28 protein-coding genes are annotated in these 23,696 nt (G+C 65.3%); 24 read left to right on the plus strand and 4 right to left on the minus strand.

Annotation, left to right across the window (positions count from 1 at the left end):
* The first annotated feature begins 1 nt into the window (after position 1).
* The gene (locus ACTJJX_RS27275; RefSeq protein ID WP_023443928.1) at positions 2-463 is read left to right on the plus strand and encodes a cytochrome c; all 462 of its coding nucleotides are present in this window, start codon (positions 2-4) and stop codon (positions 461-463) included.
* 111 nt (positions 464-574) lie between these two features.
* Here the strand turns inward: ACTJJX_RS27275 and ACTJJX_RS27280 are convergent, their stop codons facing one another.
* Positions 575-1,135 (minus strand): LysR family transcriptional regulator, encoded by a 561-nt coding sequence (locus tag ACTJJX_RS27280; RefSeq protein ID WP_227274788.1) that lies wholly within the window; start codon positions 1,133-1,135, stop codon positions 575-577.
* 341 nt (positions 1,136-1,476) lie between these two features.
* Here ACTJJX_RS27280 and ACTJJX_RS27285 point away from each other — a divergent pair, with 341 nt between their 5' ends.
* Positions 1,477-2,388 (plus strand): LysR family transcriptional regulator, encoded by a 912-nt coding sequence (locus ACTJJX_RS27285; protein WP_013721842.1) that lies wholly within the window; start codon positions 1,477-1,479, stop codon positions 2,386-2,388.
* Here the strand turns inward: ACTJJX_RS27285 and ACTJJX_RS27290 are convergent.
* Positions 2,358-2,600, minus strand: coding sequence for a hypothetical protein (locus ACTJJX_RS27290; RefSeq protein ID WP_134586898.1), 243 nt, complete (start codon positions 2,598-2,600; stop codon positions 2,358-2,360). The two genes, ACTJJX_RS27285 and ACTJJX_RS27290, sit on opposite strands and share 31 nt — an antisense overlap.
* 342 nt (positions 2,601-2,942) lie before the next feature.
* Between ACTJJX_RS27290 and ACTJJX_RS27295 the strand changes: the two genes are divergently transcribed.
* The 7 genes from ACTJJX_RS27295 to ACTJJX_RS27325 all read left to right on the plus strand — a co-directional run bounded on the left by ACTJJX_RS27295 (position 2,943) and on the right by ACTJJX_RS27325 (position 8,588).
* On the plus strand, positions 2,943-3,698 hold the full coding sequence (locus ACTJJX_RS27295; protein WP_023443926.1) for a hypothetical protein: 756 nt from the start codon (positions 2,943-2,945) through the stop codon (positions 3,696-3,698).
* A 124-nt stretch (positions 3,699-3,822) separates the two neighbouring features.
* Positions 3,823-4,041 carry an AlpA family transcriptional regulator gene (locus ACTJJX_RS27300; RefSeq protein WP_004255100.1) on the plus strand — a complete coding sequence of 73 codons (219 nt, stop codon included), beginning with the start codon at positions 3,823-3,825 and terminating at the stop codon, positions 4,039-4,041.
* 40 nt (positions 4,042-4,081) lie between these two features.
* Positions 4,082-4,948 (plus strand): ParA family protein, encoded by an 867-nt coding sequence (locus ACTJJX_RS27305; protein ID WP_057390444.1) that lies wholly within the window; start codon positions 4,082-4,084, stop codon positions 4,946-4,948.
* The gene (locus tag ACTJJX_RS27310; RefSeq protein WP_023443924.1) at positions 4,932-5,168 is read left to right on the plus strand and encodes a hypothetical protein; all 237 of its coding nucleotides are present in this window, start codon (positions 4,932-4,934) and stop codon (positions 5,166-5,168) included. The genes ACTJJX_RS27305 and ACTJJX_RS27310 overlap by 17 nt, the downstream gene beginning before the upstream one ends.
* Positions 5,161-6,804 (plus strand): ParB family protein, encoded by a 1,644-nt coding sequence (locus ACTJJX_RS27315; RefSeq protein WP_023125208.1) that lies wholly within the window; start codon positions 5,161-5,163, stop codon positions 6,802-6,804. The genes ACTJJX_RS27310 and ACTJJX_RS27315 overlap by 8 nt, the downstream gene beginning before the upstream one ends.
* Before the next feature lie 17 nt (positions 6,805-6,821).
* Complete coding sequence (locus ACTJJX_RS27320) at positions 6,822-7,382, plus strand: DUF2857 domain-containing protein (protein WP_010792177.1); 561 nt, start codon at positions 6,822-6,824, stop codon at positions 7,380-7,382.
* 3 nt (positions 7,383-7,385) lie between these two features.
* Positions 7,386-8,588 carry an STY4528 family pathogenicity island replication protein gene (locus tag ACTJJX_RS27325; protein WP_023125207.1) on the plus strand — a complete coding sequence of 401 codons (1,203 nt, stop codon included), beginning with the start codon at positions 7,386-7,388 and terminating at the stop codon, positions 8,586-8,588.
* Positions 8,589-8,639: 51 nt separating this feature from the next.
* Here the strand turns inward: ACTJJX_RS27325 and ACTJJX_RS27330 are convergent, their stop codons facing one another.
* Positions 8,640-9,857, minus strand: coding sequence for a phospholipase D family protein (locus ACTJJX_RS27330; RefSeq protein WP_013721846.1), 1,218 nt, complete (start codon positions 9,855-9,857; stop codon positions 8,640-8,642).
* Between the two features lie 236 nt (positions 9,858-10,093).
* Here ACTJJX_RS27330 and ACTJJX_RS27335 point away from each other — a divergent pair, with 236 nt between their 5' ends.
* The 4 genes from ACTJJX_RS27335 to ACTJJX_RS27350 all read left to right on the plus strand — a co-directional run bounded on the left by ACTJJX_RS27335 (position 10,094) and on the right by ACTJJX_RS27350 (position 14,117).
* The gene (locus ACTJJX_RS27335; RefSeq protein ID WP_023125206.1) at positions 10,094-10,882 is read left to right on the plus strand and encodes a PFL_4669 family integrating conjugative element protein; all 789 of its coding nucleotides are present in this window, start codon (positions 10,094-10,096) and stop codon (positions 10,880-10,882) included.
* Positions 10,879-11,427: a DUF3158 family protein gene (locus tag ACTJJX_RS27340; protein ID WP_004362273.1), complete on the plus strand. Its 549-nt coding sequence runs from the start codon at positions 10,879-10,881 to the stop codon at positions 11,425-11,427. Before ACTJJX_RS27335 ends, ACTJJX_RS27340 begins: the two co-directional genes overlap by 4 nt.
* On the plus strand, positions 11,424-11,807 hold the full coding sequence (locus ACTJJX_RS27345; RefSeq protein WP_004362284.1) for a single-stranded DNA-binding protein: 384 nt from the start codon (positions 11,424-11,426) through the stop codon (positions 11,805-11,807). Before ACTJJX_RS27340 ends, ACTJJX_RS27345 begins: the two co-directional genes overlap by 4 nt.
* Positions 11,808-12,101: 294 nt before the next feature.
* Positions 12,102-14,117, plus strand: a complete 2,016-nt coding sequence (locus ACTJJX_RS27350; RefSeq protein WP_023443922.1) for a DNA topoisomerase III — start codon at positions 12,102-12,104, stop codon at positions 14,115-14,117.
* A 545-nt stretch (positions 14,118-14,662) separates the two neighbouring features.
* Here ACTJJX_RS27350 and ACTJJX_RS27355 read toward each other — a convergent pair.
* Positions 14,663-15,721 carry a hypothetical protein gene (locus ACTJJX_RS27355; protein ID WP_162839967.1) on the minus strand — a complete coding sequence of 353 codons (1,059 nt, stop codon included), beginning with the start codon at positions 15,719-15,721 and terminating at the stop codon, positions 14,663-14,665.
* 480 nt (positions 15,722-16,201) lie between these two features.
* Here ACTJJX_RS27355 and ACTJJX_RS27360 point away from each other — a divergent pair, with 480 nt between their 5' ends.
* From ACTJJX_RS27360 to ACTJJX_RS27410, 11 genes are all read left to right on the plus strand, one after another.
* Positions 16,202-16,453 (plus strand): hypothetical protein, encoded by a 252-nt coding sequence (locus ACTJJX_RS27360; RefSeq protein WP_023443920.1) that lies wholly within the window; start codon positions 16,202-16,204, stop codon positions 16,451-16,453.
* A 24-nt stretch (positions 16,454-16,477) separates the two neighbouring features.
* Entirely contained in the window at positions 16,478-16,870 is a 393-nt protein-coding gene (locus ACTJJX_RS27365; protein ID WP_023443919.1) for a hypothetical protein, read from the plus strand.
* 250 nt (positions 16,871-17,120) lie between these two features.
* Positions 17,121-17,837: a hypothetical protein gene (locus ACTJJX_RS27370; RefSeq protein ID WP_041104388.1), complete on the plus strand. Its 717-nt coding sequence runs from the start codon at positions 17,121-17,123 to the stop codon at positions 17,835-17,837.
* Between the two features lie 290 nt (positions 17,838-18,127).
* Positions 18,128-18,925 (plus strand): hypothetical protein, encoded by a 798-nt coding sequence (locus ACTJJX_RS27375; RefSeq protein ID WP_057390439.1) that lies wholly within the window; start codon positions 18,128-18,130, stop codon positions 18,923-18,925.
* Between the two features lie 66 nt (positions 18,926-18,991).
* Complete coding sequence (locus ACTJJX_RS27380) at positions 18,992-19,357, plus strand: DUF3085 domain-containing protein (RefSeq protein WP_203328734.1); 366 nt, start codon at positions 18,992-18,994, stop codon at positions 19,355-19,357.
* Between the two features lie 344 nt (positions 19,358-19,701).
* Positions 19,702-20,253, plus strand: a complete 552-nt coding sequence (locus tag ACTJJX_RS27385) for an STY4534 family ICE replication protein (RefSeq protein ID WP_004255052.1) — start codon at positions 19,702-19,704, stop codon at positions 20,251-20,253.
* Positions 20,254-20,307: 54 nt separating this feature from the next.
* Complete coding sequence (locus ACTJJX_RS27390) at positions 20,308-20,919, plus strand: DUF3275 family protein (protein ID WP_034080686.1); 612 nt, start codon at positions 20,308-20,310, stop codon at positions 20,917-20,919.
* Between the two features lie 89 nt (positions 20,920-21,008).
* Positions 21,009-21,374, plus strand: coding sequence for a hypothetical protein (locus ACTJJX_RS27395; protein WP_440782030.1), 366 nt, complete (start codon positions 21,009-21,011; stop codon positions 21,372-21,374).
* 84 nt (positions 21,375-21,458) lie between these two features.
* Complete coding sequence (locus tag ACTJJX_RS27400; RefSeq protein ID WP_440782031.1) at positions 21,459-22,109, plus strand: hypothetical protein; 651 nt, start codon at positions 21,459-21,461, stop codon at positions 22,107-22,109.
* A 65-nt stretch (positions 22,110-22,174) separates the two neighbouring features.
* Positions 22,175-23,284 (plus strand): DUF6094 domain-containing protein, encoded by a 1,110-nt coding sequence (locus ACTJJX_RS27405; RefSeq protein ID WP_013721854.1) that lies wholly within the window; start codon positions 22,175-22,177, stop codon positions 23,282-23,284.
* Between the two features lie 101 nt (positions 23,285-23,385).
* Positions 23,386-23,691, plus strand: a complete 306-nt coding sequence (locus ACTJJX_RS27410; protein WP_440782032.1) for a hypothetical protein — start codon at positions 23,386-23,388, stop codon at positions 23,689-23,691.
* Positions 23,692-23,696: the final 5 nt, after the last annotated feature.

The following is a 23,696-nucleotide window of genomic DNA, read 5'->3' on the forward strand; positions in this document are numbered from 1 at the left end:
CGTGAACCAGCCCTTGAAACCCAGATCGTTTTTCACCGTCCCGCTGTCCGTGCTCTTGGCAACCTTCGCCACGGCACTCGGTGCGCAGTCCGTAGAGGCGGCAAAGCCAATGGCGCTTCGTACCATAATGGAAAGACTCGGTCGCGACATGCAAGCCGTCACGGGCGCGATCTCCAAAGAAGACTGGCCGCTGGTCGCCGAGCTAGCACCACGAATCGCCAAGCATGCCGAGCCGCCCATGTCGGAAAAGATGCGCATCCTTGCTTGGCTTGGGGCAGACGCTGGAAAGTTTCGGGGTCTTGATGGACAGGTCCATGACGCCGCGACCGCCATGGGCGAGGCTGCACAGCGGAATGACGGCCAAGCAGTCATCGCGGCTTTCTCCAAGACCCAGCAAAGCTGCCTAGCCTGCCACCAGAGTTACCGTCGCTCGTTCGTGGAAAAGTTCTATGGAAGCCGCTAGCAAGGGATGGCTACACCTGTTGACGGAAGACTAGCTTCTGTCCAATCAATATACCTCGACGCGTTTCAGGTTCCCAGGAAGCCACCCGTGCAGCGATCACGGGTTCCTGCTTCACCCGCGGCAGCACTCGTTGGATCTGACGTTCATGACTCCCGTATGCATGTGGGTCACCAGCACCAGCGGATAACGCAGCACCTCGTCCAGTGAGATACGTTTGTGCTTGAGCAGCGGATGCCATGCCGGCGCCGCGACCATGAGGGGGGGCGCTCCAAAGCGCCTTAGCCACGATGTCGTCACCCACTTCACCAGACTGGGCCCTAGGTCATACAGATCGCCATGCAGCCCCTTGATTTGCTGCGACAGTGACACCTCGAACAGGCGCAACTCGACGTCGGGCTCCTCCTGCCAGCTTAACGCCAGCAAGGTCGGCAAGCGCGACGGGGTGATGCCATCGGACAGCGTAATGCGTTGCTGACCGTGAAAGCCGTTGGCCGCTCCCCTCACGCTGTCGCGGGCTTGCTGCAAGGCAGTGAAGAGGCGCGGCACATGTTGCAGGAATTGCTTGTCCGCCCGCGTCAGCCGCTTGCTGCGACTGCTCCGGCCGCAGTGCTTCAGCAGCGCGGTTACAGGTGGCGATCTCGAATTCGCCGAACATGCCCATCGACAGTTCATCCGGCGCGATGCCCGCTGGCGCGAACTTCAGACGCTGCGCCGCCGCCCGTGTCGACAGACCAAATCGCTCGCCCTCGGGGAGTGACGTAAGACGCCGCGACTGTCTTCCTCGGGTCGCTGCGGCCACAGAAGATAGCCGAGGCGCGCTGGCGCGAGTGCTCTAGCTAGCCATCCGCCATGACCGCCGCCCGCGTTCAAGCAGCGTTGCAATAACTCCGGACACCATTGCCCGCGTGCTGTGAGCCGGCGACGGCAGCCGCTGCAAGACATGCCGGCCTCTTCTCCGCACGCATGCGGCTCCCTACGATCATAAGGACTGGTCACGTCACGAGGGACTGCGCATGAACTTACGTCATCTTCGCTGTTTCATTGCTGTAGCCGAGGAACTGCACTTCGGTCGAGCCGCTAGGCGGCTGCATATAGAACAATCTCCCCTATCACGCACGATCCGCAAGTTGGAGACAACTCTAGGCGTGACGTTGCTCAGTCGCACGCCGCGGGGCGCAACCCTGACTTGGGCAGGGCGAGTCTTCCTCGACGACGCCCGCCGCATCATGTTGAGCGTTGAGCAGGCAGTGGCCAGCGCGAAGGCTGCTGCCTCCGGTTCTCAGGGCATTTTGCGAATCGCGCTGTCGAGAGACATAGGACGGGCGAGGCTATCAGCACTGCTTGCACTGTGCCGCGAAGAGTCGCCGCAGGTAAACATCCGGCTCTCCGAAGTACCGCTGACCGAACTCGTGCAGGGGCTGAACGCAAATCTGTTCGACGCCGGCTTTGCAATGGTCAATGAAGTGGAGGACGGGATCATTGCTGAGCCGCTGTGGGCCGACCCCTTGGTAGTGATCCTGCCCGCACGGCACCCGCTTGTAGCCTTCAAGGAAGTGCCGTTGCAGGAAGTGGTGAGCTATCCGCTGGTACTTTGTGATCCACGGGCATGCCAAGGTTGCGGTCGGCAGAGCGAACGACTGTTCCGCTCTGTCGATGTCCAACCGATCGTGGCTGAGTATGCCGCTTCTCACGGGCTGATGCTGACGTTGGTGGCCGCAGGGTACGGGCTAAGTTTTTCCACTGCCGCGCACTTGGCAACTTGCCAGCCGGCGGATGTTGTTGTCCGCCCGTTGGCCGGTCAGAGCGCATCGATAACCACCTATCTGTTACGAACCGAGGGTGGCATGACGGAGCCGTTGCAGCGGTTCATCGAACGCGCCGAACGTGTATGTCATCAGGACGCAAGCACATCACGCGCGATCTGACGCAGATCTATCGAAAGGTGCGCGGCTAGTTTTCTCGGATTGCGCGATTCATCTTTGGTCTTGCGGCTGACCCGATCTGCATGGCTCATGCGCTGTACTGATTCCAGTTTCGACGCAATTGCTGCGCCCTTCCGTACTCCGGCACTCGCCTGCGGGCTCGCCGCCGCGGTCATTTCACTGACGCGGAACGCATGAGCTTTTGCTGGTTGCAAACCGGCTCATCCTGTTGACGCATTGGCACTTTACGCCGTTGGAATTCCTACGGAAAACTTTGGCCAGGTTTCGGGTAAAGCGCGGCACCCATGCTTGACCCCAGGGGAGCGCGACCACCAAGCCGCGTGCCGGTCCAAAGGCAAAGCGCCCGCATCATGGTTGAGGAGTTTCAAGCGTAGCAAGATGTAGTTCGCCCTTAGCCGGCCGTCAGCGCCGATGCAACGCTTCCTTCCACGATCCCGGCCGGTCCTGCGCTTCATCCGGATTTCTGGGCAATCGCCTCGCCCACTTGGGCGGTGCGCGTCTGCCAGAGTTCGATCCGACGATGGGACGCACGCGACATGGAGAAATCGAGTTGCCTTGCCTTTGGCGCCAGGATCTACTACCGCCCGATCGAGGCGGCCGTCCGTTGGGCGGGACTGTTGCGCTTTGAGCCGCGGATTCTGGAAACGCTCGGGCCACGTGCCATGCCTGAGCCGAACGACTTTCCGCGCTGGCCCTTGCTGCGCCTTTTCTCCGAGCGCATCTTCGACGCATTGGCACACGATGAGCTTTCTTACGGCAAGGCAGGCATGGCGCAGGAACCTCAGCGCCCCGCACTCGACGATCCTGCGTTGATCGTGCGCCACGTCGACCTGAAGGCGTGGATGTCGCATTACTACCCCGGTGAGCGGCCTCCATTCCTGTTCGACGGCATCGAGCGCGAACTGCATCCTTCGGTGAGCGTCGCCATGCTGAACGTGTTGCTGGCCGATCGCGAGGCCGCCAAGCTGCAGCTTGCCGAACTCGCACAACTACATGCGGCGCTGAAGGCACAGCACGAAGCGTTGGCGAAGGAGCATGCCAGTAGCATTCGTGAGGGCGATGCGAGTGAACCGGGCCTGCGCAGCGAATCGACTTACCTGAACATCATTGGCGGCCTGCTGACATTGCTGTTGGGCAAGTCCCCCGCGGGCTCTGCCTACTCGTCCTTCCGCAACATGGATGCGGTGATCAGTGCGCTACTGGCCCACCATGAAGGGCGGCCCGGCATCAGCGAGCGAACGCTGTGGAGCAAGCTGGCACAGGCGCGTCGCCACCTGGATGCATCGCGCTGAGCCTGTAACAGCAGACTGCAATTGCAGTTGCGTGTTCTGCAGTTGCAGTGAATCTCGCAGCAGCAGCATATGGAATGCGAGGCACTTTCTGAACAACGCCATCGAGCGTCAAGGAGTGCCTCTCATGTCTTCGCAGACCATCGCGCCGGCCTTGCCGCCCGAGCACCGCATCCTGCGCCGCGCCGAGGTCGAAGCCAAGACCGGCTTCAAGCGCGCGCACATCTACAGCCTCATGAAGGAAGGCAAGTTCCCCAAGGCGCTGCGCCTGGGCGTGCGCGCGGTGGGCTGGGACTCGGTGGAGATCGAACAGTGGATCGCCGATCGCCTCAAAGAACGCGCCTGACGCTTCTTCTCGGTTCATGCCATTCGACGAGGAGAAGCCCATGCAGGTGGTGTCCATCATTTCGACCAAGGGCGGCGTGGGCAAGACCACGACGGCGGCCAACCTGGGCGGCTTCATCGCCGATGCCGGGCTGCGCGTGCTGCTGCTGGACCTGGACGTGCAGCCCACGCTGTCGAGCTACTTCACGCTGGACGTGCGCGCGCCCGGCGGCATCTACGAGATGCTGGCCTTCAACGAGCGGCGCATCGAGCAACTGGTGTCGCGCACCGCGATCGCGGGCCTGGACCTGGTGCTCTCCAACGACGACCGCGGCGAACTGAACACGCTGCTGCTGCACGCACCGGATGGGCGCCTGCGACTGCGCCATTTGCTTCCCGTCTTCCGCACGCACTATGACTTGCTGTTGATCGACACGCAGGGCGCGCGCAGTGTGCTGCTGGAGATGGCGGTGCTGGCGTCCGACCTGGCACTGTCGCCGGTGACGCCGGAGATTCTGGCCGCGCGCGAACTGCGCCGCGGCACCCTGCAACTGATCGAGGACATCGCGCCGTATCGGCACCTGGGCATCGAGCCGCCACCGCTGCGCCTGCTCATCAACCGTGTGCATCCGGTGTCGTCGAACGCGCGGCTGGTCCAGCAGGCGCTGCGACAGGTGTTTCAGGAACAGACCGGCGTGCAGGTGCTGGGCACCGACGTGCCGGCCATCGAAGCCTATCCGCGTGCTGCGACACGAGGATTGCCTGTGCACCGGGTGGAGTACCGGCAGCCGGCGGGGCGCACGGCGCCCGCGGCGCTGGACACCATGCGCACGCTGGCCGGCGAGCTGTTCCCCGTGTGGCGGGAGCGCTTCGCGCTGGTCACCGGCCGGGCCGATGCGGGAGGGGCCGGCCATGGCGAGCGCGCATGAACTGGCGCGCGGCCGTGAACGGCTGCGCGCGCTGATCGAGTTCGCGCTGGGCGAAGGCTGGCGCGTGGTGCGCACGTCCGGCGGGCACCTGAAATTCACGAAGCAAGGCTGCGCGTCGATCTACACCAGCTCGACGGCGAGCGACCACCGTGCCGACCGCAATGCCCACTCACAGCTTCGCCGCGCCGACCGGCAAGCGCAGGAGAATGGCCGTGGCTGAGCTGACGCCGCAGGACATGGCTGCCAAGCTGCTGGCCACCGGCTTCGAGCGCAGCGGCCCTTCGGCCGCGACCTTGAGCGACCCCATCGCCGACACGCCGATGGTGGTGACGCTGGACCAGTTGCGGCCCTACGACCACGACCCACGCGTGACGCGCAACCCGGCCTATGCGGAGATCAAGGCGTCCATCCGCGAACGTGGGCTGGACGCGCCCCCCGCGATCACGCGCAGGCCGGGCGAGGCGCACTACATCATTCGCAACGGCGGCAACACGCGGCTGGCGATCCTGCGCGAGTTGTGGAGCGAGACCAAGGAGGAACGCTTCTTCCGCATTGCGTGCCTGTTCCGCCCGTGGCCGGCGCGCGGCGAAATCGTGGCGCTGACCGGGCATCTGGCCGAGAACGAGCTGCGCGGCGGCCTGACCTTTATCGAGCGGGCCTTGGGCATCGAGAAGGCGCGCGAGTTCTACGAGCAGGAAAGCGGCCAGGCGCTGTCGCAAAGCGAACTCGCGCGGCGACTGACGGCCGACGGCTATCCGGTGCCGCAGTCACACATCAGCCGCATGAACGATGCGGTGCGCTATCTGCTGCCGGCGATCCCGACGCTGTTGTACGGCGGATTGGGCCGGCATCAGGTGGACCGGCTCGCAGTGCTGCGCAAGGCGTGCGAGCGCACCTGGGAGCGGCGTGCGCTGGGCCGGCCGCTGACCGTGGACTTCGCTTCGCTGTTTCAGGATGTGCTGTCGCAGTTCGACACGCAGCCGGAGGGCTTCTCGCCCCAGCGCGTGCAGGACGAACTGGTGGGTCAGATGGCCGAGCTGCTGGAAGCGGACTACGACACGCTGGCATTGGAGGTCGATGACAGCGAAAGCCGTCAGCGAGTATTGACCAGCGAGCCGGCCGCGCCGAACCCGGCAACGCCTGTCGCACCTGCGGCGCCAGCCATCACGCCGCAACTGTCGCCCGCGGCGCCAACGCCACGGGACACCTCGCCCGTCGCGCCACCGGCAGAGACACCCTCGGCACCACCTGCCGCTGCACCAAACGCCCGGGACGGGCAGCGCGACGAGCGCCTGCAGGGGCACATCGTGACGCCGGCCCCAACCACCGAGCGCCTGCAGTCCATCCAGAGGATGGTCGCGGATCAGCTCGGCGACAAGCTACCCGACTTCGAGGCCGACGCGCTGCGTGCGATCCCGGTGCAGGTTGGCGGGCTCTTTCCCATCTCGGATGTCTGGTACATCGAGCCGGGCCTGGACGTGCCGGATCGCCTGCGCGTGCATATCGCGCAGTTCGCTCGCGAGATCGCGGGGGAAGCGGCGGTGGGCGACCACATCGAAGCCAGCGATGGCGGCATCGGCTTCGTCTGCGTGACGCCGGCCGTGGGCCAGGCGAAGGCGCTCCCGGCGTTCGCGCGTGCGATGCTGACCCTGCTGCACGCGCTGAGCACCGCGCCGGCACCCGCGACCGGGCTGGACAGCGCGCGGCTGGCCGATGACCTTGGGCCGCTGCTGCATGGTCACGGCGGCTTGGTCACGCGCCTGAGCGATGCCGGGCTGGTAAAGCTGTTCCGTCTGCTGCGCCTGGCGCGCCGGCTGCTGGATCTGGAAGCCGGCGTAGCGAGCCAGGATTCCTGAGCGCAGGAGGCTCCCGTATGTCGGCACCGCACCCGCTCAACCAGGCCGTGATCGCCCAGGCCCTGCATGACCTGCGCAACGGCCAGTTGCGCCGCTGCAAGGCCATGGGCTTCGGTGAGGAGGAGCTGGATGCGCTGAAGCACCCAGAACTCGTGAGCATGCTGGTGAATGCCACGGTGTCGTGGTGTTCGGTGTCGGTGAACCGGGAAGTGTTGAAGCGGCTGCTGAGCCAGGTGCACGACGTGGAGCGGGAGATCGCCACGGTGGACCGCATGCTGCGCCTGGGGGCGAGCACGGAGATGGTCAGCAAGTTCTACGGCCTCACGCATCAGGAAGTGGCGCTGCGCCGCGACATCCTCGGGCTGCCCAAGCGTAAGGGTCGGCATCCGGTGCTCGACGAGGCGCAGGACGTGGCCCTGTGGGAACGCTGGAAGGCCGGCATCACGGAGCGGCACATCGCACTGAACGACGACATGGCGATGCTGGCGCTGACCATGGACCTGGCCGAGGCCATGACCCTGCCCATGTCGGTGATCTGGTCGGCGATACGGAACTGGGTCGACCAGGGGCTGGTGTAGGTCATGACGACGGGCGACGCTCCACGGCGTGATGGCCCGGTTGCGCTGTCGGCGTTGTTCGACGAGGCGCTGCGGCACCTTGAGCCGAAGGAACCGGCGCAGGGCACGGCGCCGAGCCAGGACGGCTTTCTCTACAGCGGCAACCGGCACGAGAGCGTGCCGCGCGCGTTGTTCCTCGACCGGCGCCTGACGCCGCTGGAGCGCAATGCCTGGCAGGTGTTCCGCCTGCAGCTCAACGACGACGGCGTGACCGCCTTTCCCACCTACGACCAGCTCCGCCCATATCTGGCGTCCATGCCCTGTGCGGCGCAAGCCTCGCACGAGACCGTGGCGCGCGCCTTGACGCTGCTGCGGCTGACGCGCTGGCTCAGCCTGGTGCGGCGGCGGCGCGATCCCAAGACCGGCCGTATCCAAGGCAACCTCTACGTGCTGCACGACGAACCGCTGTCACCCTTCGAGGCGATGCAGCTCGACCCGGACTACCTGGGCCTGGTGAGCCAGGCGCTCACGCACGCGGCGAAGGCGGTGCAGGTCGTGGGCATGAACACGCTGCGGGAGATCGCCGAAGACCCGCTGCTCAGCGGGCGCACACTGCCGACCCGTCTGCAAGTGCTGGCGCAGCGCATGGCGCGGCATGGCTGGACGACGCCAGGTTATCCACAGGAGGGTGCGGACCACGAATCCGAAGAAGGCCAGGAAGCCCTTCTTCGGAATGCTGCGCGCCCGTCTTCGGAATCCGAAGCAGGGCCGAAACCCGCGCCGGACAGCTCTCTTCGGATTCCGAAGGAGGACCGTACAGTACGTAATGATCGTATAAATGAAGTACGTACAGTACCGCGCGCGAGGGCCTTGCAGAACCTGCGACTGCCCGAGCGTTTCCTGCGCTTGAAGGACGAGCAGCAGGCCGGCGCGCTGGTGGCGCTGCAGCAGGTGGACGAGGCGCAGCGGCAGGCCGTTCTCGACGAGTGGGCGGCACGCTGCCACAACAGCGCGGTGCGCAACCCGGCCGGCTACCTGTTTGGCATCATCCAGAAGGCGATCCGCGGGGAGTTCAAGGCGTGGGCGGGCACCGACGCAGGAGCGCCGCCCGCGCCGCGAGCTGCGGGGCCCGCGTCATCGTCGTCGCCTTCGGCCTCCCGCCCAGCCGACCCCGAGGTGGCGCGCGCCTACCTCGCACGGCTGCGTTCAGCCTTGCGCGATCCCTGAGCTATCCCCAGGGGATAGACGGAACAGGTCGCCTTCCGTGGGGTGATCCAGTCAGGTCGCGGCTTCGTCTTCTTCCGTTTCCCGCCAATAGGCGTAGTTGAACAGTGCATCCAGCTCCGTGAAGTCGTCCAGGCCCAACGATCGTCTGACCGTATCGGCATGCCCGCAGTACCTTGCGTAGCTTTCCGCACTGACGTTCTGCTTGGTTGGATGCAGTGGGTAGTCCCGGATGCCGGCGAGCGCCAGTCCCGACACCGCGTTCTGGTTCATCACGGCGAACCGCTTGTTGTCCAGCGCGTGCAGAATCTCAGTCAGCAGGTTGATGCCTGCTCCGGTGATGGCGCCGAAATGTCGATGTAGAACGGTAAACGCTTCGGCAGGCGAGAGGTTGCGCCGGTCAAGGATGTCCGCCACTGCGGCCACGAACTGCCCTGGGTGGTTGGCGATCCGGCTCTTGCCGCGGTGCAGCCCGCCGGAATGGAACAGGCCGATCAGCGCGTCGTACTTACTCGGAAAGTCCCGCCTGGCATTGCTGCTCAGGGCCGCCAGCTCTGCCAGCCTGCGCCTTGCCTGGCGCAGGTTTCCCTTGCGGCCGGTCTTCTGCGCGGTGAATCCATGCGCTGAATCGTCGCTTTTCATCAGCTCCAGGAGGTCGGCCAGGATCGTGAAGTCCGGCCCCTCGGTTCGGCTCGCCTTCTGCGCACGCTTCTTGGCCACCTTCCGGCAAGTGTCGTGGATGATGTACTCCCGCTCGTAGGCATCAATCCGGGGCTTGGTCGCTGGCACGAGAATCCTGTCCGCGACCAGCGCATCGAGGTGTCGCGTGACAGATGCCATCAGCGCGCCGCTCGCGTCGTCGATGAGGGCCGATGCCTCGTAGTTTCCGTAGAAGCCTCCGTGGGTGAGGTTGGCCGAGCCGACGATCACCGAGCATTGCTTGCCATTCTGGAAGGCGTAGATCTTCGGGTGGAAGGTGTCGCTGGCGTTGCTGAGGTACAGGACGAGCGCGTGCTTCTCGGCGAGCGCAAAGAGCTGTCGGAGTGCTTCGGGTTCGGTCAGGTAGAAGTCCAGACCTATCGCAAACCTGGCCTTCAATCCCCCTTCCAGCGCCTTGCGCAAGGGCTTCAACAAGTCGCCGATGGCCGAGATCTTCGCGAAGGCCACCAAGCATTCCAGGCGTTCCGCCCGCTTCAGCAGCTTCTCGACTACGTGGCCGTGCCCGTGCTCTTCCCCGTTCAACAGCAACTGAACGGCTTTCCCATCCTGCATGTTTTCCCCTCGTTCTTCTGCGCAGCAACCCAGGTGCGATGCACCCCCAGTCATTGTCATGGTTCACGCCCAGACATCAAGCATCGCGGGCTCAAGACCTATCCCCAGGGGATAGCCGGCACACACAGCCTTCCGTGCGGAACAATCCGGGCACGCATGGGCTGCGGTTTGTTGACTGACAGCCTTCCGGCCGATGCCGATGCTGGCGACTCGCCCCTTCACCGCGAGTCGCTCACATGGCCAACGAACGCACAGAACCCCTGCAACTGAATCTGGGATCGCTGCGCAGCGCGATGTCGCTGACGCTGCACACGCACCACGCTTCGCGCATCTGGCACGGCCGCGCGCCGACCGAGGGGCGCCCCGGCATCATCGGTCTCAACGGCTTCATCGGCGCCATGAACAAGATGAAGCGCGGCGCCGAGCAGGACGACCCGTACTCGGACTGGTGGATGTTGCGGATCGAGGACAAGCTCGCCGACACCAAGACCCGCTTGCAGACCCTGCGCGAACAGGTGGATCAGGCCCTGGCCGACGTGCCAGCGGCGCTGTCCCTGGGCGAGAACATGAATGTGCAGCCGGTGAAGCTGCCGCTGTTCGTGAATGCACAACTCGGCTTCATGGCGGTGTACCTGCTGGCCGACTACGACGACCTGGCACGCAAGCTCATCCTGGCCCACCACACGGCGCTGATCGACCGCAGCACCTTGGAGCGCTGGCTCAATGATGGCGCGCACGCGCTGCGCAGCCTGTTCTCGCTGGCCCAGCAGTACCGCTACTCGGGCACGACGCGCGACGACTTCGCGGCGAAGAACGCGGCGGCGCGAGCGGCGCTGGAGAAGTTCGGCGAGTTGCCGCAGGACGTGCTGGAAGGCGCGCGCCGCTCGCGCTTCGCGCCACCCATCGCGCGGCGGTCGAACAAGCCCGGCACGCCGCCTGCTGCGCCTGCCATCGTGCCCGATGCGCAGGCTCCCACGGGTGGCGCAGCCGATGGTGCCGCGGGCGATGAGGGTGTTGGCGCATGACAGCATCACCCCCTATCAGCCACTCCACGCGCTTCGTGGCGCTGGAACAGGCGGACTTCCAGCGGCTGGAACACGCAGGCTACCTAAAAGGCCTTTTACAGCCTTTTAAGGGTAAGGGGAGTCTGGAGACCTGGGCCAGCCAGTGCGCAGCGCTGCGCGACGACGTGATTGGCCTGGCGCAGCGGCGCGTGCTGCCCCAGGCGCGCGCCTATCCATTCAGTCTGCTCGACGTGCAACTGGCCCAGCAGGCCACTGGCGCAGGGACGACCTTCCTGCGCTGGCGCAACCTCGACCGTTCCTCCATGGGCGTGGCGTTGTGGGAGGCCCTGCTGGCCAACCCCGCGACGCCGGCCTCGCTGATCGACGAGCTGTACGCGATCGAATTGCAGCGCATCGTGCTGAACATGCAGATCAGCCTGACCCACAGCATCGCTCGCCAAGCCCTGGAATGCGCCAACAAGGCCGCGCAGGCCGAAGCGGCTTACCTGCGGCGCGTCCACGGGCATACCGCGTCCGTTCCACCCACCACCAAGGAGTCACCATGAGCACGCACTTCGTCGGCGAGGGCAACATCGGTTCTGCGCCGGACTACCGCGAATTTCCGAACGGCAACGACGAGCCGCGCCGGCTGCTTCGCCTGAACGTCTACTTCGACAACCCGATCCCGAAGAAGGACGGCGAGTACGAAGATCGCGGCGGCTTTTGGGCGCCCGTGGAGCTGTGGCACCGCGACGCCGAGCACTGGAAGACGCTGTACCAGAAAGGTATGCGGGTGCTGGTCGAGGGCCGCACCGTGCGCGACGAATGGGAGGACGCCGACGAGAACGAACGGGTGACCTTCAAGGTCGAGGCCCGGCGCGTGGGCATCCTGCCGTACCGCATCGAGTCGGTGGCGCTGAGCGCTAAGCCGGCCGGAGGACAGTAGTTCACCCATCGCCGCTCCCCCGAGGGCGGCTGTAGCAACCGTCATACGCCCGCGATGCACCAGCGAGCTATCCCCGGGGGATAGCTCCAAGGTCGTCCACGGAGTTCCAGCCACCCTCCCCAAACGACGCTCTTGCTGCGCCAGCTCCTGCGGTCCATGCGCACCGCTGCGGCAACGGCCCGCCTGCCGATCACAAAGCGGTGTCTGCATCAATCGGCTTCCTTGCTGTCGGCATCTCCTGGCGCCGCCAAGCTGACGCCCATCCGATGAACCGCACATTTCCAAGGAGGCTTCATGCGCGTGTTCCTGTGCGAGAAGCCGTCCCAGGGCAAGGACATCGCCCGTGTGCTGGGCGCCGTTCAACGCGGCAACGGCTGCTACAGCGGCGCGGGTGTCGTCGTGACCTGGTGCATCGGTCATCTGGTGGAGGCGGTTCCGCCCGAAGGCTACGGCGAGCAATACAAGCGCTGGGCCATCGAGCAACTGCCCATTCTTCCTGAGCGTTGGCGTGTCGAGCCCAAGGCGGCGACCGCAGCGCAATTCAAGGTCGTGCAGCAGCTCGTCGCCAAGGCGGGTGAGCTGGTGATTGCGACCGACGCCGACCGCGAGGGCGAGATGATCGCCCGCGAGATCATCGACCTATGCGACTACCGCGGGCCGATTCAGCGCCTGTGGCTGTCGGCGCTCAACGATTCGTCGATCCGCAAGGCGCTGGGCGCGCTCAAACCGTCCGCCGAGACGCTGCCGCTGTATTTCTCCGCACTCGCCCGTTCGCGTGCCGACTGGCTGATCGGGATGAACCTGAGCCGCTTGTTCACCCTGCTGGGGCGCCAGGCCGGCTATACGGGCGTGCTGTCGGTGGGGCGCGTGCAGACGCCGACGCTGAAGTTGGTCGTGGATCGTGATCGCGAGATCGCGCGATTCGTCTCCATGCCGTATTGGGCCGTGGATGTGCTGCTATCCCATGCCGGCCAATCCTTCACCGCGAGCTGGATACCGCCCGAAGGCAGCACGGATGCAGCGGGTCGCTGCCTTCAGCAGCCGGTGGCGCAGCAGGCTGCGGATCGCATTCGCGCGGCACGCGATGCGCAGGTCGTGTCGGTGGACACCGAGCGCGTGCGCGAGGCACCGCCGCTGCCGTTCGACCTGGGCACGCTGCAGGAGGTGTGCTCCAAGCAGTTGGGCCTCGACGTGCAGGAGACGCTGGACATTGCCCAGGCGCTGTACGAGACACACAAGGCGACAACGTATCCGCGCTCGGATTCGGGCTACCTACCCGAGAGCATGCTGGCCGAGGTGCCGACCGTACTCGACAGCCTGGTCAAGACCGACCCCAGCCTGCGGCCGCTGATCGACCGCCTGGATCGCCAACAGCGCTCGGGTGCATGGAACGACGGCAAGGTGTCGGCTCACCACGGCATCATCCCGACGCTGGAGCCCGCCAACCTGTCGGCCATGAACGAGAAGGAACTGGCCGTCTACCGGCTGATCCGCGCCCATTACCTCGCGCAGTTCCTCCCGCACCATGAGTTCGACCGGACGGTAGCGCAGTTCTCGTGCGGCAGTCAGTCGCTGGCGGCCGTGGGCAAGCAGATCGCCGTCACCGGCTGGCGTGAGGTGCTGGCGACGCCGGGGCCGGACGATGCCGATGGCGAGGATGCGCAGCGCAGCCAGGTGCTGCCCGCCCTGCATGCGGGCCTGTCCTGCCCGGTCGGAAAGGTGGATCTCAAGGCGCTGAAGACGCTGCCGCCCAAACCCTACACGCAGGGCGAGCTGATCAAGGCCATGAAGACCGTCGCCAAGTTCGTGACCGACCCGCGCCTGAAACAGAAGCTGCGAGATACCACCGGCATCGGCACCGAGGCGACACGCGCCAACATCATCAACGGTCTGATCGGTCGCGGCTACCTGGTCAAGAAAGGCCGCGCCGTCCGCGCTTCCGACGCGGCATTCACGCTCATCGACGCGGTGCCCTCGGCCATCGCCGACCCCGGCACCACGGCGGTGTGGGAGCAGGCGCTCGACATGATCGAGGCCGGCCAAATGGCGCTGGACACCTTCATCGAGAAGCAGTCCGTGTGGGTCGGCCAGCTCGTGCAGCAGTACCGCGGCGCAACGCTCTCGCTCAAGCTGCCGCCGGCGCCGGCCTGCCCGCAGTGCGGCGCACCGATGCAGCAGCGCACGGGCAAGAGCGGCGCGTTCTGGTCCTGCTCGCGCTACCCGGACTGCAAGGGTACGTTGCCGATCGAGTCCCCGACGGGCCGGCGCAGCGCACCGCGCAAGCGGCGCGCTGCCTCCAAGGCGTCCTGATCCTCGCTTTCCCCCTGCCGCGCCGGCCACTTCACTGGCGGCGAGGCAAACGTCCCGCACCGCGCGGGACTCCAAAGCGCGCGTCTCCTTCTGCAACGGTGTGCGCGCCCCGTCTGCCCGCCATCGGGCGACGGGGCGAGAAGGTCATTGCTCCCACGAATCGCGCCCGCCGCCATTCCCTTGATCGGTGTGCCTTGCCTCGGTCACGAGGGGCTTCCTGACGCCTTGCCGCCGCGCGAGCCGTGAGGAGGCCCCTTGGGCCGAGGGTATTCCGTGCCGGTGCCCGCCGGCGGAACAACGGGCTCCCTTTGTGCGCGTATGCGTGCCAAAGGATTTCGGCCCCAACCACGACACGGGTCGGGTGTGAATGCTGCGACAGCGGACGGCTCCGACGACGGCCAGGCGCTGTGCCAGCCCACGGGTGGTTTCTTGTTCGATAGCCGAAGACCTGCAGGTCTTCGGCGCCTTTTTCCAGCCTTCCCGAAACCCGAACAGGAAACACCATGACCTCAACGACTCATGGAGATCTGCCGACCTGCCAGCTTTCACTCAAGCGTGCCGGGCTGCTTCTTCAGCAGCAGGCATTTCGCCAGATAGCTGTCCGAGAACGCTCGCAGGTTCGCGCGACGCACCGACTGCTCCGCCACAGTTCCAGGCCCCGCGCGTTTGGGTAGACAGCGGGCGACGACTTCGCCTAGTCGCGCATGGATATGACCGGTTGGATTCAACTCCCAAGCGCCATTGGCTCGACCACCTGGGATCGCCACGACGGCACGGCAACGGATTTCCCCCAGGAAATCCTGCAACAAGTAGTCGCGGGTGGCGATGTATGGAAACACGATCGTGCCCTCGACACCGGCAGGAAAAATCGCTACCGCAGGCAGCATCACATCGTGCGCAAGATTCAGCACCGCCTTCTTCTGCTCCTCAAGGCTGGCCATCAACTTGGTGTCACTCTTCACCTTGCGGATGACCTTGTTGCGGAACAGCGCAGGTTGTTCCTTCACGAGAAACAACAACGCAGCAAGATAGAAGGGCAATTGCAGGAATGGCAGATCCACCGCCTGGATCAGGCCACTCAACCACTCCAGCTTGGATTCCGCACTGCCAGGCTGGTGGTAGATGTACAGAATGGCTGGCAGGTAGCCCGACAGCAGGGCTATGTTCTGCGCAAGCTCAGGCTTGCCGTCCTCCAGCAACCTGTCGAAGTATCCGGCATTTTGCTTGGCCGCCCAGGCACCAAAGCGCTGCCCCAGCAACTCGGCAAAATCATGCAGTGCCTGGCTGGCGCCTCCAAACTTCTGCCGCTGTTCGAGCATGGCCATCACCGGGTTCAGCTCCAACGGCTTCGAGCGCAGAAGGTTCTCCAGATAGTCGGTGTTGGCCGAACGACGGCCTTCGACCATGTCGGTCAGCACATTGTTGTCGAGCACCAGTGAATGCAGCACCTTCGAGCCCGATGGCACCGATCCCCATTGGTGCAGCATCGGCCGGATATACAGCGCATCGATCTCGCCAGGTGGTGAGGCCGCCACCTTCCCATCCACCACCCATGTCTCGCCGATCAGCGGCTCCACTAAGTCGAAGTCTCTCGTTGTGTCCATTCCGCTCCATGTGCCCCCATCGCCGTAATGGTGCAACGCTCGCAGTGTAGCCATCTCATCCCGTCAGGCAGTGACTTTTCGGTGCATTCAAGCACTGGAGCATCTGGCGCAGCCTTCATACGCAATACGCAATACGCCATCGCTTCGTCGCAGCACCAGTCGTACCCAACCGGGTCCTGGTGCATAGGGCACTAGCCGGATTCGGCGGCATTGCGGTGATGACGGATTTCTGTTTCTTGGACCACAGCGACCCTCCTCGCGCCGATCCTCCCATCATGCGTCGCTGACTCGTCAGCACCATGCCAGCAGCCAGGGTCATCCGGCTGCCGCGGAGCTCCTCCGTGCGACCCGCCCAGTCCGCTTCGCATCGACCACCGCGGACGCACGCCCTCGCGGCGCCGATGCCTGCTTTGTTCCATCCACCGGGAGGTTTCCGCTCCCGTTCGGGATGTGGCCTCCGACCTTCGCCAGGAGATTGCCATGCCCCGTCCGCCCCCAGCGGTGCTTCCCAGCCCCGCACAGGCCTGTGCCGATTCCATCGGCCATCTGGCCCTGGTCCACATCGGCAAGCGCCTGCCCCTGCAGGTCTGCCACAGCGCCGCCGGCCACTACATCGGCACCACCGATGCAGAAGGTCCGGTCTCGCGTGAGTCCGTCCAGTACTTCCGTTCGTACCAGGCCGCCCGCCATGCCCTGGAGACAGGCCACTGGCAACAGCGGCTTAAGCCTTGAAACCCTCTCGCCAGGAGATTCCTCATGAACCAGTCCTTGCCCCAAGACGTACTCGACCTGATCGCTCTGGAGGATCTGCATTTTTCCCAAGCGCCCGAAGCGTTCTTCCAAGCATGGAAGCGCGGCGCCGAAATCGCCGGCCACGAGTGGTTCGGCGACGGCACACGCGAAGGTCTGCAGCGTGCCACCACCAAGTGGGACCTGCGGCCCAACATGCTGATGCTCAACGACGCCCTGGGCGTGCTGAGCAGCGGTCAACGCATGTTCCTGTCCGCGATGGTGAGCTTCTACAACTCCCGCGAGGGCGGCGCGATGCTCAAGCGTTGCGGCTTCGAGGGGCTGTCCGACTTCGGCGGCCTCGATCTGGAACGGCGCCAGGTCATCGCTGATCTCACGCTGCACTACAACGGCTGGTGAACCGCGCCTGGCAACCCACCGTCCTTTCATCCCACCCCACGAGGGACATGCGTCCCCGTTCGGGGCCATGTCCCTCCTTCCTTTCGCAGGAGCGGCCATGTCCCGAATCACCATCTTCCACTGACCTGCACCGCCCGCCACCAGGGCGGCCCGACGCCGCGGCCGGCTGACCGGCTGCCACTTCATCCACTCGCTGGGGTTCAATCCCCGGCAGGGGATTGCCTCGGCCATCCTCTGCTGGAGCAATCCCATGTCTCATTCCAAAAACCCCTTCGTCCGCGGCTACGGTGGCCTGTCCGTGCAGCGGCTGCTGGCGATTTCCTACGACGACGACTGCCCGCTGAGCTATCTGCCGCTGCACGTCTCGCAGTCGCACCTGCCGGACAGCCAGGTCGAGCGCCATGCCTGCGTCTTCTGCGACGACTTCGCGCTGATCACCGAGGGCCAGAACGTGCCGCCCGAGCTGGACGCGCAGTGCCCCAGCCACGGCATCGCCCGAAACCTCGTCTACGCCGTCATGGCCGAAGAAGCCGGCCAGCCGCTGCACGTCGGCGATACCTACTCCGAGGAAGCCGCGCGCGAGGTGGTACGCCGCCTGCGCTTCGAGACCGGGTTCTACAGCCGTGCTTGGGAAATCAGTTCGGTGCATATCACCGAGGAGGCCGGCCGCTTCCTCGCCGAACTGGCGGACATCGCCACGCCGAGCGGTTTTTTGTTCATGGCCTTCCGCATTCCCTACAGCCCGGCGGTCGGCGTGAAGCTGATCGCCACGCCCTGGACGGATGCGAACCTGCAGCATGTCGAGGGCATCACCGCCGAAGAGCTGCGGCAGGAGCACCGGGCCAAGGGCGTGCCGGAGTCCCTCGTGGAAGTGTTGCACCTGGCTGCGCTCGCCGACGTTCGCATGTTGGTGTTCGATGCCGACGCGCCCGTGCTGGACGGGCTGACGCTCTACGACGACGAGTAACCCGCAACCCATTCGAGCCCCCACGTCGGGGCTCTTCTTTTGCGCGGAACGCGGTGCCGGCGCATTGCCGATTCCCAACGGACGGTCGCCGCCATGTGCCGCACGCTGGCCGCATGTTCGCTGGCGTTGCCGGCAGTATGCCCAGGCAGTCGAGACCTTCGAGACTGCGGCGCGGTTCGCCGTGCTGGTTGCTTCGTTCTCCGGGCGCACCCGCGTCCATCCACCTCACCCTCAAGGGACCGACCTCCCTTGCAGGCGGGAGTCCCTTGGTTGCCACAAGGAGTCTCCCCATGGATACGCAAGCCATCCGCGCACAGATGCCGGCGCTCGTCGTCGGTCATGTGCCTTCCAACGTCCGTTCGTTCAAGTTCAACATCTTCGACGGCCAGCCCAAGGTTTCGACGCTGGGCTTTCACATCGACCCGAAGCCATTCGAGGGCAAGGTCATCGCCACCACCGACGAGGCCATCGTCGTCAAGACGGGACGGGCCGAGTTCGCGGTACTCGATCGCACGCTCGTGACCGAAGTGCCCGACGAGGGCGCCAAGGTGCAGGTCGAACCCTATGTCAGACGCCGCTTCGACGGTCAGCGGGCGGACACGCCCGAGGAGCAGACCGAGTTCACCGCCGACGGCCAGCCCTACACGGTGAAGCGGTTCGTGCTCGGTTCCGCACCGGCGAAGCTGCCGATCCCCGAGCCGCGCTGCCCCGAGCTGCAGGAACTGATCGACCAACTGGAGCAGTTGCCTGCTCCCGACGGCTTCCGGCGCATCACCCACATGCTGGTGGATGCCGGTGCGCGGGACATCACCTGGGTCGATCCGCTGCCCGCCGACATCATCCGCACGCCGCCGGCCATCGGCTTCACCGTCGCCACGATGAAGTTCCAGGGTCGCGTCACCGTGCTGTATGAGCGTGGCCTCGACCTCTACGCGGTGGAGCTGCGCCGCGACGGCGAGCTGGTCGAACGGGTCGATGAGGTGTTCTTCGACACCCTCGGCGAGACGCTGGAACGGCTGATCGACGACGGGAGCTGGAGACGCATTCGCGTGCAGTGTCTGTCGGGTCGCAAGGCTGTCCGGCACTGACCTCCCAGCAGCTTCCCGCCCTCGCGGCGGGAAGCCTCTCTTCCTGCCTCCCTGGAGATCACACCCATGACTGTTCGATTCAAAGGCACGGAGCTGCGGCCCGTGCTCGCCGAAGCGGTGGCGAATCAATGCCGCGTCATCCTGGTCAAGGATCACGGCGTGTACTTCCTGGCCGAGCGCGGCGAGCGCCGACCCGATGGTCGCCAGAAGACCATCGCCTATGCCGCCGGCTGCAACCCGGATGTCGATGCCTTCGACGACTGGTGGGAACTGGCGCGTGCCGAGGTCGGTGGCGACGACTTCGGCGAGTTCTTCGATCCGCAGGAGGGCGTGTTTGCGCGCATCCTGCGCAGCGAGGACGACCTCGACGTGTCCGCCACCGCGACACACCTGTCGCTGCAGGCGGTTCCTTCCACCCCCAGCGGCAACTGACCGCCCATCCCTGGCCCCCGCTCCGGGGGCCTCATTCTTCCCGGCAATGCGGACAGCCGCGAGTGCCGATTGCCGCTCGCCTGCGCGCCGTCCTGGCGCCACGCTTCCGGCCATGTTCCGCTGACGTCCGTCAGCGACATGCCCAGGCAGCCACGATCTTCAAGGCTGCGATGCGGTTCCGGCCGCGTTGATCACTCCAGTTCGCACCGGCATCCATGCGCGAACGGCCATCGGTTCTCGATGGCGATGCCACCAAGCTGTTCCATCAACCCACGCGGGGGTTCCACACCTTCCCCGCCTTGGGTCGGGTGTGTCTCCGCCTCATTGTTCCCAGGAGATTCACCATGACCACTTCCACCGAAAAGTCCTACTTCGATCTGCACATCACCGGCCTCGGGTATCTCAATCGCATCCGCGAAGTGAAGCCCAAGAAAGGCGATGCGTTCCTGGCCTGCGACATCGCAGCCCTGAACGGTCCCAGCGATGACGTCTCGTATGTGCGCTTCGACACGCGCGTATCGGGTTCGGAAGCGCAGCACCTGGTGCGCCGCTGCATTCAGGCGGTCGACGCCGAGAAGAAGGTGATGATCGGCTTTCGCCTGGGCGACCTGTGGACCGACACCTTCACCTACTCCAAGGGCAAGCGTGCCGGCGAGCAGGGTGTGAGCCTCAAGGCCCGCCTGCTGTTCGTCAGTTGGATCAAGGTCGACGGCAAGCTCGTCTACAAGGCCGAACCAAAGCCGACCGAGACCGACGAGCGGGAGCCGGAAGTCCCTGTGACGTCCGACGCGCCCGCTGCGCAGCAAGCCTCGGCACCGGAGCCTTCCGAGCCCGTCGCCGATGCTGCCGACGACGCAGCCGATGCCCCCGCATTGGCCGTTGCCGAGTCGTTCTGATCCGCAAGGCCCCATCCCCGGGGCCTTGTCTTCTCTTCGTCCCAGGAGACCTTCATGATCACCATCCCCGGCCAACTGGCCATCAAGACCATCCACGGCAGGAACGGCGACTTCAACGTCGGCCGCCTGGCGACCTCGATCGGCGAGTTCGTCGTGAAGAACGCCGAACTCGATCAGTACCGCGAGGGCAAGTACGACGGTGATTTCGTCATCGTCGAGATTCGTCCCTCCACGTACAACGCCAACGGCCGCATGGTCATCGAGATCCGCGCCCATCTGGGCGGGATGACACTGTCCAACATCGACGCCCTGAGCCGCGACGAAGCCCGCCGGCTGAGTCCGCAGGAAGTCGATCCGATCGACGAGGAGGCGCAGGCGCCCGTGCCGGCAACGCCCCCGGCCAAGCCGAAGGCGAAGCCGCGCAGTCCGCGCGATCCCCTGGTCGATACCACGCCGTTCGGCAGCGAACCGGCTCCCGTGTCCGCTGCGGCCTCGGCCGAGGCAGACGACGCGGCGCTGTTCGGTGCCTTGTGGCCCCTGGGCGAGACCGTGAAGCTCGATGCGACCGTGGATCGTCGTGTGCTGCGTCAGCAGCGCGACCGTCTCGACAAGCTGGGCTACGAGTTCGCTCCGTTATCCCAGGACTGGCACCTCCAAGCTGCCTGATCCATCCGCCGCCTTGCGCGGCATTCCGCCACCCGCCGGGGTTCTCCCCCGACGGGGAGGGCTCCGGCCATTTCTTCAAGGAGACCCTCATGGGCTGGACCTTCGTTCGTCAGACGCGCGATCAGTTGATCCGCGAGCTGATCGCTCCGCAGGCGTCCGAACGCGCTTGCTGCGAAGTCATCGACCACACGCTGGACGGCGACGTTCTGTGGACCGTGGTTCGCGTCACCGCCAAGCAGACGGGCGTCATGGGCCTCGCGGCCGGTGAGTCCGTCGCCTACATCGGCTGCCATCTGTTGGAAAGCGCGGGCCTCGAGTGGGGCTACAAGTCCCTCGATGAGTCCGTGCATCCGTACTACTACTCGTGTCCGCTGCGCTATCTCGACATGGCGCCGGTGCAAAGCTCCGAGTGGCGCGAGCGGGTTCACCGCTTCCACGCGGGACGCGCCGTCTAGCGGCACGAATCTTCCTTCACCCAACCGGGGCGAGCATGGCCCCGCGGGCTGTGGTTGCTCCTTCATTTTCAAGAGGACATCACCATGCCTGCACCTTCTTCCGCGAAACCGCTGTACCGCATCGACGAATGCCCCGACCTCATGGCCGACGGTTGCGTCGGTGACGAGCAGGGCAATCTCGTCTTTCTGTCGATCTGGGCGCGCGACACCGCCGTTCAGGAGTTCCTCGCCCGCCTGACCCTCGGCCGGGATGAACAGGGACTGGATCAGTTCCACGTCATCACCGAGCAGGGCGCTTCCATCCCGGTCTTCGTCGGCAACGTCGAGAACCTGGAAAAGCGCATCACCCGCGCCTATCGGCGAACGCTGTTCGGTTCGCTGACGAATGTGTGGCTGTTCGATCGTCGCTGCGTGAAGCCAGACAAGGCCAACGCCAGCGCGCTGGCGCTTCTGCCCAGGGATTCCGCGCACCGGCTCGACCGGCTGTGGACGCTGGTGCAGGACACCTGCCCGCTGCCACTGCTCGACCACTGGCGCGACACCGTGCTGGAGCTGTTGCAGACACGGCGGATGCTGACCAGTCTTCCCTTGGCCCTCGGGCCACTGGAAGGCCATCGGCTGGCCCTCGATGTCCCGGCGCTGACGAAGGCGCTGGGCGAACTGATTCGCAACGGCACCCTCGGCGCCACGCAGTACGAACTGGCCGCGAACGCACCGCTTCGGCGTGTGGCGTGAACCATCCCCACGGGCATGCGCGCCGCGCGTGCCCGCCTTCCCTCATCCATCATCAGGAGAAATCCATGGCACTCATGTTTCCGCGCCTGGCGCGCAATTTCATTCGTAACGGCTACTTCCCCACCGACGAACCGACGCTGGAGCGGGCCTTGTCCGCACTGGCGCCGTCTCCCGGCTCCATGTCCATCCTCGATCCCTGCGCCGGCGAAGGCGTGGCGATCGCCGAAGCCGCTCACGCCCTCGGGCGCGAGCAGGTCCAGGCCTTCGCCGTCGAGTACGACGCCGAGCGCGCCCGCCACGCACGGCAACTTGTCGATCGCTGCATCCAAGGTGACCTGATGGACACGCTGATCTCGCGCCAGTCCTTCGGGCTGCTGTGGCTGAACCCGCCGTATGGCGACCTGAGCAAGGACGTGAACGGCAACATCGGCTATCAGGGCCAGGGCCGTGCGCGGCTGGAGAAGCTCTTCTATCAGCGCGCGCTGCCGCTGCTGCAGTACGGCGGCGTGCTGATCTTCATCGTGCCGTCCTACGTGCTCGACCCCGAGCTGGTCGGATGGTTGACGCGCCACTTCGTCGACCTGCGCATCTACCGTGCGGTGGAAACGCAGTTCAAGCAGGTGGTGATCTTCGGCCGCAGGATTCGTCAGCGCGACCAGGCGTCGGAGTCGGTCAAGGCCGTGCGTGGTCTGCTGCTGCAGATCGGACAGGGCGACGCCGAAGCCGAGGAGCTGCCGCTCGAATGGCCGTTCCTGCCGTACACCGTCCCTGCCAGCCCGGCCGAGCCGGAGCACTTCTATCGCGTGACGATGGAGCCCGAGCAGTTCGCCGATGAAGTCGGCCGGCTGCAAGGACTCTGGCCGGCGCTCGATACGCATCTGGGCGCCGCGCAGCAGTCGCTGCGTCCGCCCGCGCGGGCCTTGTCGCACTGGCATCTCGCCCTGGCCTTGGCCGCAGGCGCGATTTCCGGCGTAGTGACGTCCAAGAGCGGGCGCGTGCTCGTCGTCAAAGGTGACACCCACAAGGAGAAGATGCTCCAGACGGAATACACCGAACGCGACGACGGCTCCGTGGCCGAGACACGCATCCTCACCGACAAGTTCGTGCCGGTCATTCGTGCATGGGACTTGACGCTGGGCTCGCCTACGTGGGGCGAAGTGCTGACCATCCGCTGATCGCTGTTCCCTGACGGTTCGCCGTCGCTTTCATCCACCCACCGGGGTCACGTTGCCCCGATGGGGTGCCGTGGCCCCTTCTTCCAGAAGGAGAAACCACCATGGCACTCGCAGTCCTCAACCTCGGGTCACAAGCACGCTTTTCGCCAGGGCAGGTGGTCATGACCGCCGGCGTCGACGAGCTGGTCCGACAGGGCCGGCTCAACCCCACGCCGTACCTGAGCCGCCATCTTCATGGCGAATGGGGCGACCTGAGCGACAGCGATCGGCGGCAGAACGACGCCGCGCTGAAGTCTGGCGAGGATCGTCTGTTCTCGTCCTACCAGGTCACGCGCGACCTGAAGCTCTGGATCATCACCGAATGGGATCGCAGCGTCACCACACTGCTGCTGCCCAGCGAATACTGATCCGC

The sequence above is a fragment of the Pseudomonas sp. 22490 genome, from assembly GCF_052044465.1.
GTDB classification, from domain to species: domain Bacteria; phylum Pseudomonadota; class Gammaproteobacteria; order Pseudomonadales; family Pseudomonadaceae; genus Pseudomonas; species Pseudomonas aeruginosa.

Coding starts and splice junctions, on each gene's coding strand:
- ACTJJX_RS27310 (WP_023443924.1), top strand. CDS start 4,932: ATGGCGAGCGCGCATGAACTGGCGCGCGGCCGTGAACGGCTGCGCGCG.
- ACTJJX_RS27340 (WP_004362273.1), top strand. CDS start 10,879: ATGACAGCATCACCCCCTATCAGCCACTCCACGCGCTTCGTGGCGCTG.
- ACTJJX_RS27395 (WP_440782030.1), top strand. CDS start 21,009: ATGGGCTGGACCTTCGTTCGTCAGACGCGCGATCAGTTGATCCGCGAG.
- ACTJJX_RS27295 (WP_023443926.1), top strand. CDS start 2,943: ATGGAGAAATCGAGTTGCCTTGCCTTTGGCGCCAGGATCTACTACCGC.
- ACTJJX_RS27385 (WP_004255052.1), top strand. CDS start 19,702: ATGACCACTTCCACCGAAAAGTCCTACTTCGATCTGCACATCACCGGC.
- ACTJJX_RS27325 (WP_023125207.1), top strand. CDS start 7,386: ATGACGACGGGCGACGCTCCACGGCGTGATGGCCCGGTTGCGCTGTCG.
- ACTJJX_RS27285 (WP_013721842.1), top strand. CDS start 1,477: ATGAACTTACGTCATCTTCGCTGTTTCATTGCTGTAGCCGAGGAACTG.
- ACTJJX_RS27305 (WP_057390444.1), top strand. CDS start 4,082: ATGCAGGTGGTGTCCATCATTTCGACCAAGGGCGGCGTGGGCAAGACC.
- ACTJJX_RS27335 (WP_023125206.1), top strand. CDS start 10,094: ATGGCCAACGAACGCACAGAACCCCTGCAACTGAATCTGGGATCGCTG.
- ACTJJX_RS27405 (WP_013721854.1), top strand. CDS start 22,175: ATGGCACTCATGTTTCCGCGCCTGGCGCGCAATTTCATTCGTAACGGC.
- ACTJJX_RS27355 (WP_162839967.1), bottom strand. CDS start 15,721: ATGGACACAACGAGAGACTTCGACTTAGTGGAGCCGCTGATCGGCGAG.
- ACTJJX_RS27300 (WP_004255100.1), top strand. CDS start 3,823: ATGTCTTCGCAGACCATCGCGCCGGCCTTGCCGCCCGAGCACCGCATC.
- ACTJJX_RS27320 (WP_010792177.1), top strand. CDS start 6,822: ATGTCGGCACCGCACCCGCTCAACCAGGCCGTGATCGCCCAGGCCCTG.
- ACTJJX_RS27375 (WP_057390439.1), top strand. CDS start 18,128: ATGGATACGCAAGCCATCCGCGCACAGATGCCGGCGCTCGTCGTCGGT.
- ACTJJX_RS27330 (WP_013721846.1), bottom strand. CDS start 9,857: ATGCAGGATGGGAAAGCCGTTCAGTTGCTGTTGAACGGGGAAGAGCAC.
- ACTJJX_RS27380 (WP_203328734.1), top strand. CDS start 18,992: ATGACTGTTCGATTCAAAGGCACGGAGCTGCGGCCCGTGCTCGCCGAA.
- ACTJJX_RS27360 (WP_023443920.1), top strand. CDS start 16,202: ATGCCCCGTCCGCCCCCAGCGGTGCTTCCCAGCCCCGCACAGGCCTGT.
- ACTJJX_RS27350 (WP_023443922.1), top strand. CDS start 12,102: ATGCGCGTGTTCCTGTGCGAGAAGCCGTCCCAGGGCAAGGACATCGCC.
- ACTJJX_RS27345 (WP_004362284.1), top strand. CDS start 11,424: ATGAGCACGCACTTCGTCGGCGAGGGCAACATCGGTTCTGCGCCGGAC.
- ACTJJX_RS27370 (WP_041104388.1), top strand. CDS start 17,121: ATGTCTCATTCCAAAAACCCCTTCGTCCGCGGCTACGGTGGCCTGTCC.
- ACTJJX_RS27400 (WP_440782031.1), top strand. CDS start 21,459: ATGCCTGCACCTTCTTCCGCGAAACCGCTGTACCGCATCGACGAATGC.
- ACTJJX_RS27390 (WP_034080686.1), top strand. CDS start 20,308: ATGATCACCATCCCCGGCCAACTGGCCATCAAGACCATCCACGGCAGG.
- ACTJJX_RS27410 (WP_440782032.1), top strand. CDS start 23,386: ATGGCACTCGCAGTCCTCAACCTCGGGTCACAAGCACGCTTTTCGCCA.
- ACTJJX_RS27365 (WP_023443919.1), top strand. CDS start 16,478: ATGAACCAGTCCTTGCCCCAAGACGTACTCGACCTGATCGCTCTGGAG.
- ACTJJX_RS27280 (WP_227274788.1), bottom strand. CDS start 1,135: ATGAACTGTCGATGGGCATGTTCGGCGAATTCGAGATCGCCACCTGTA.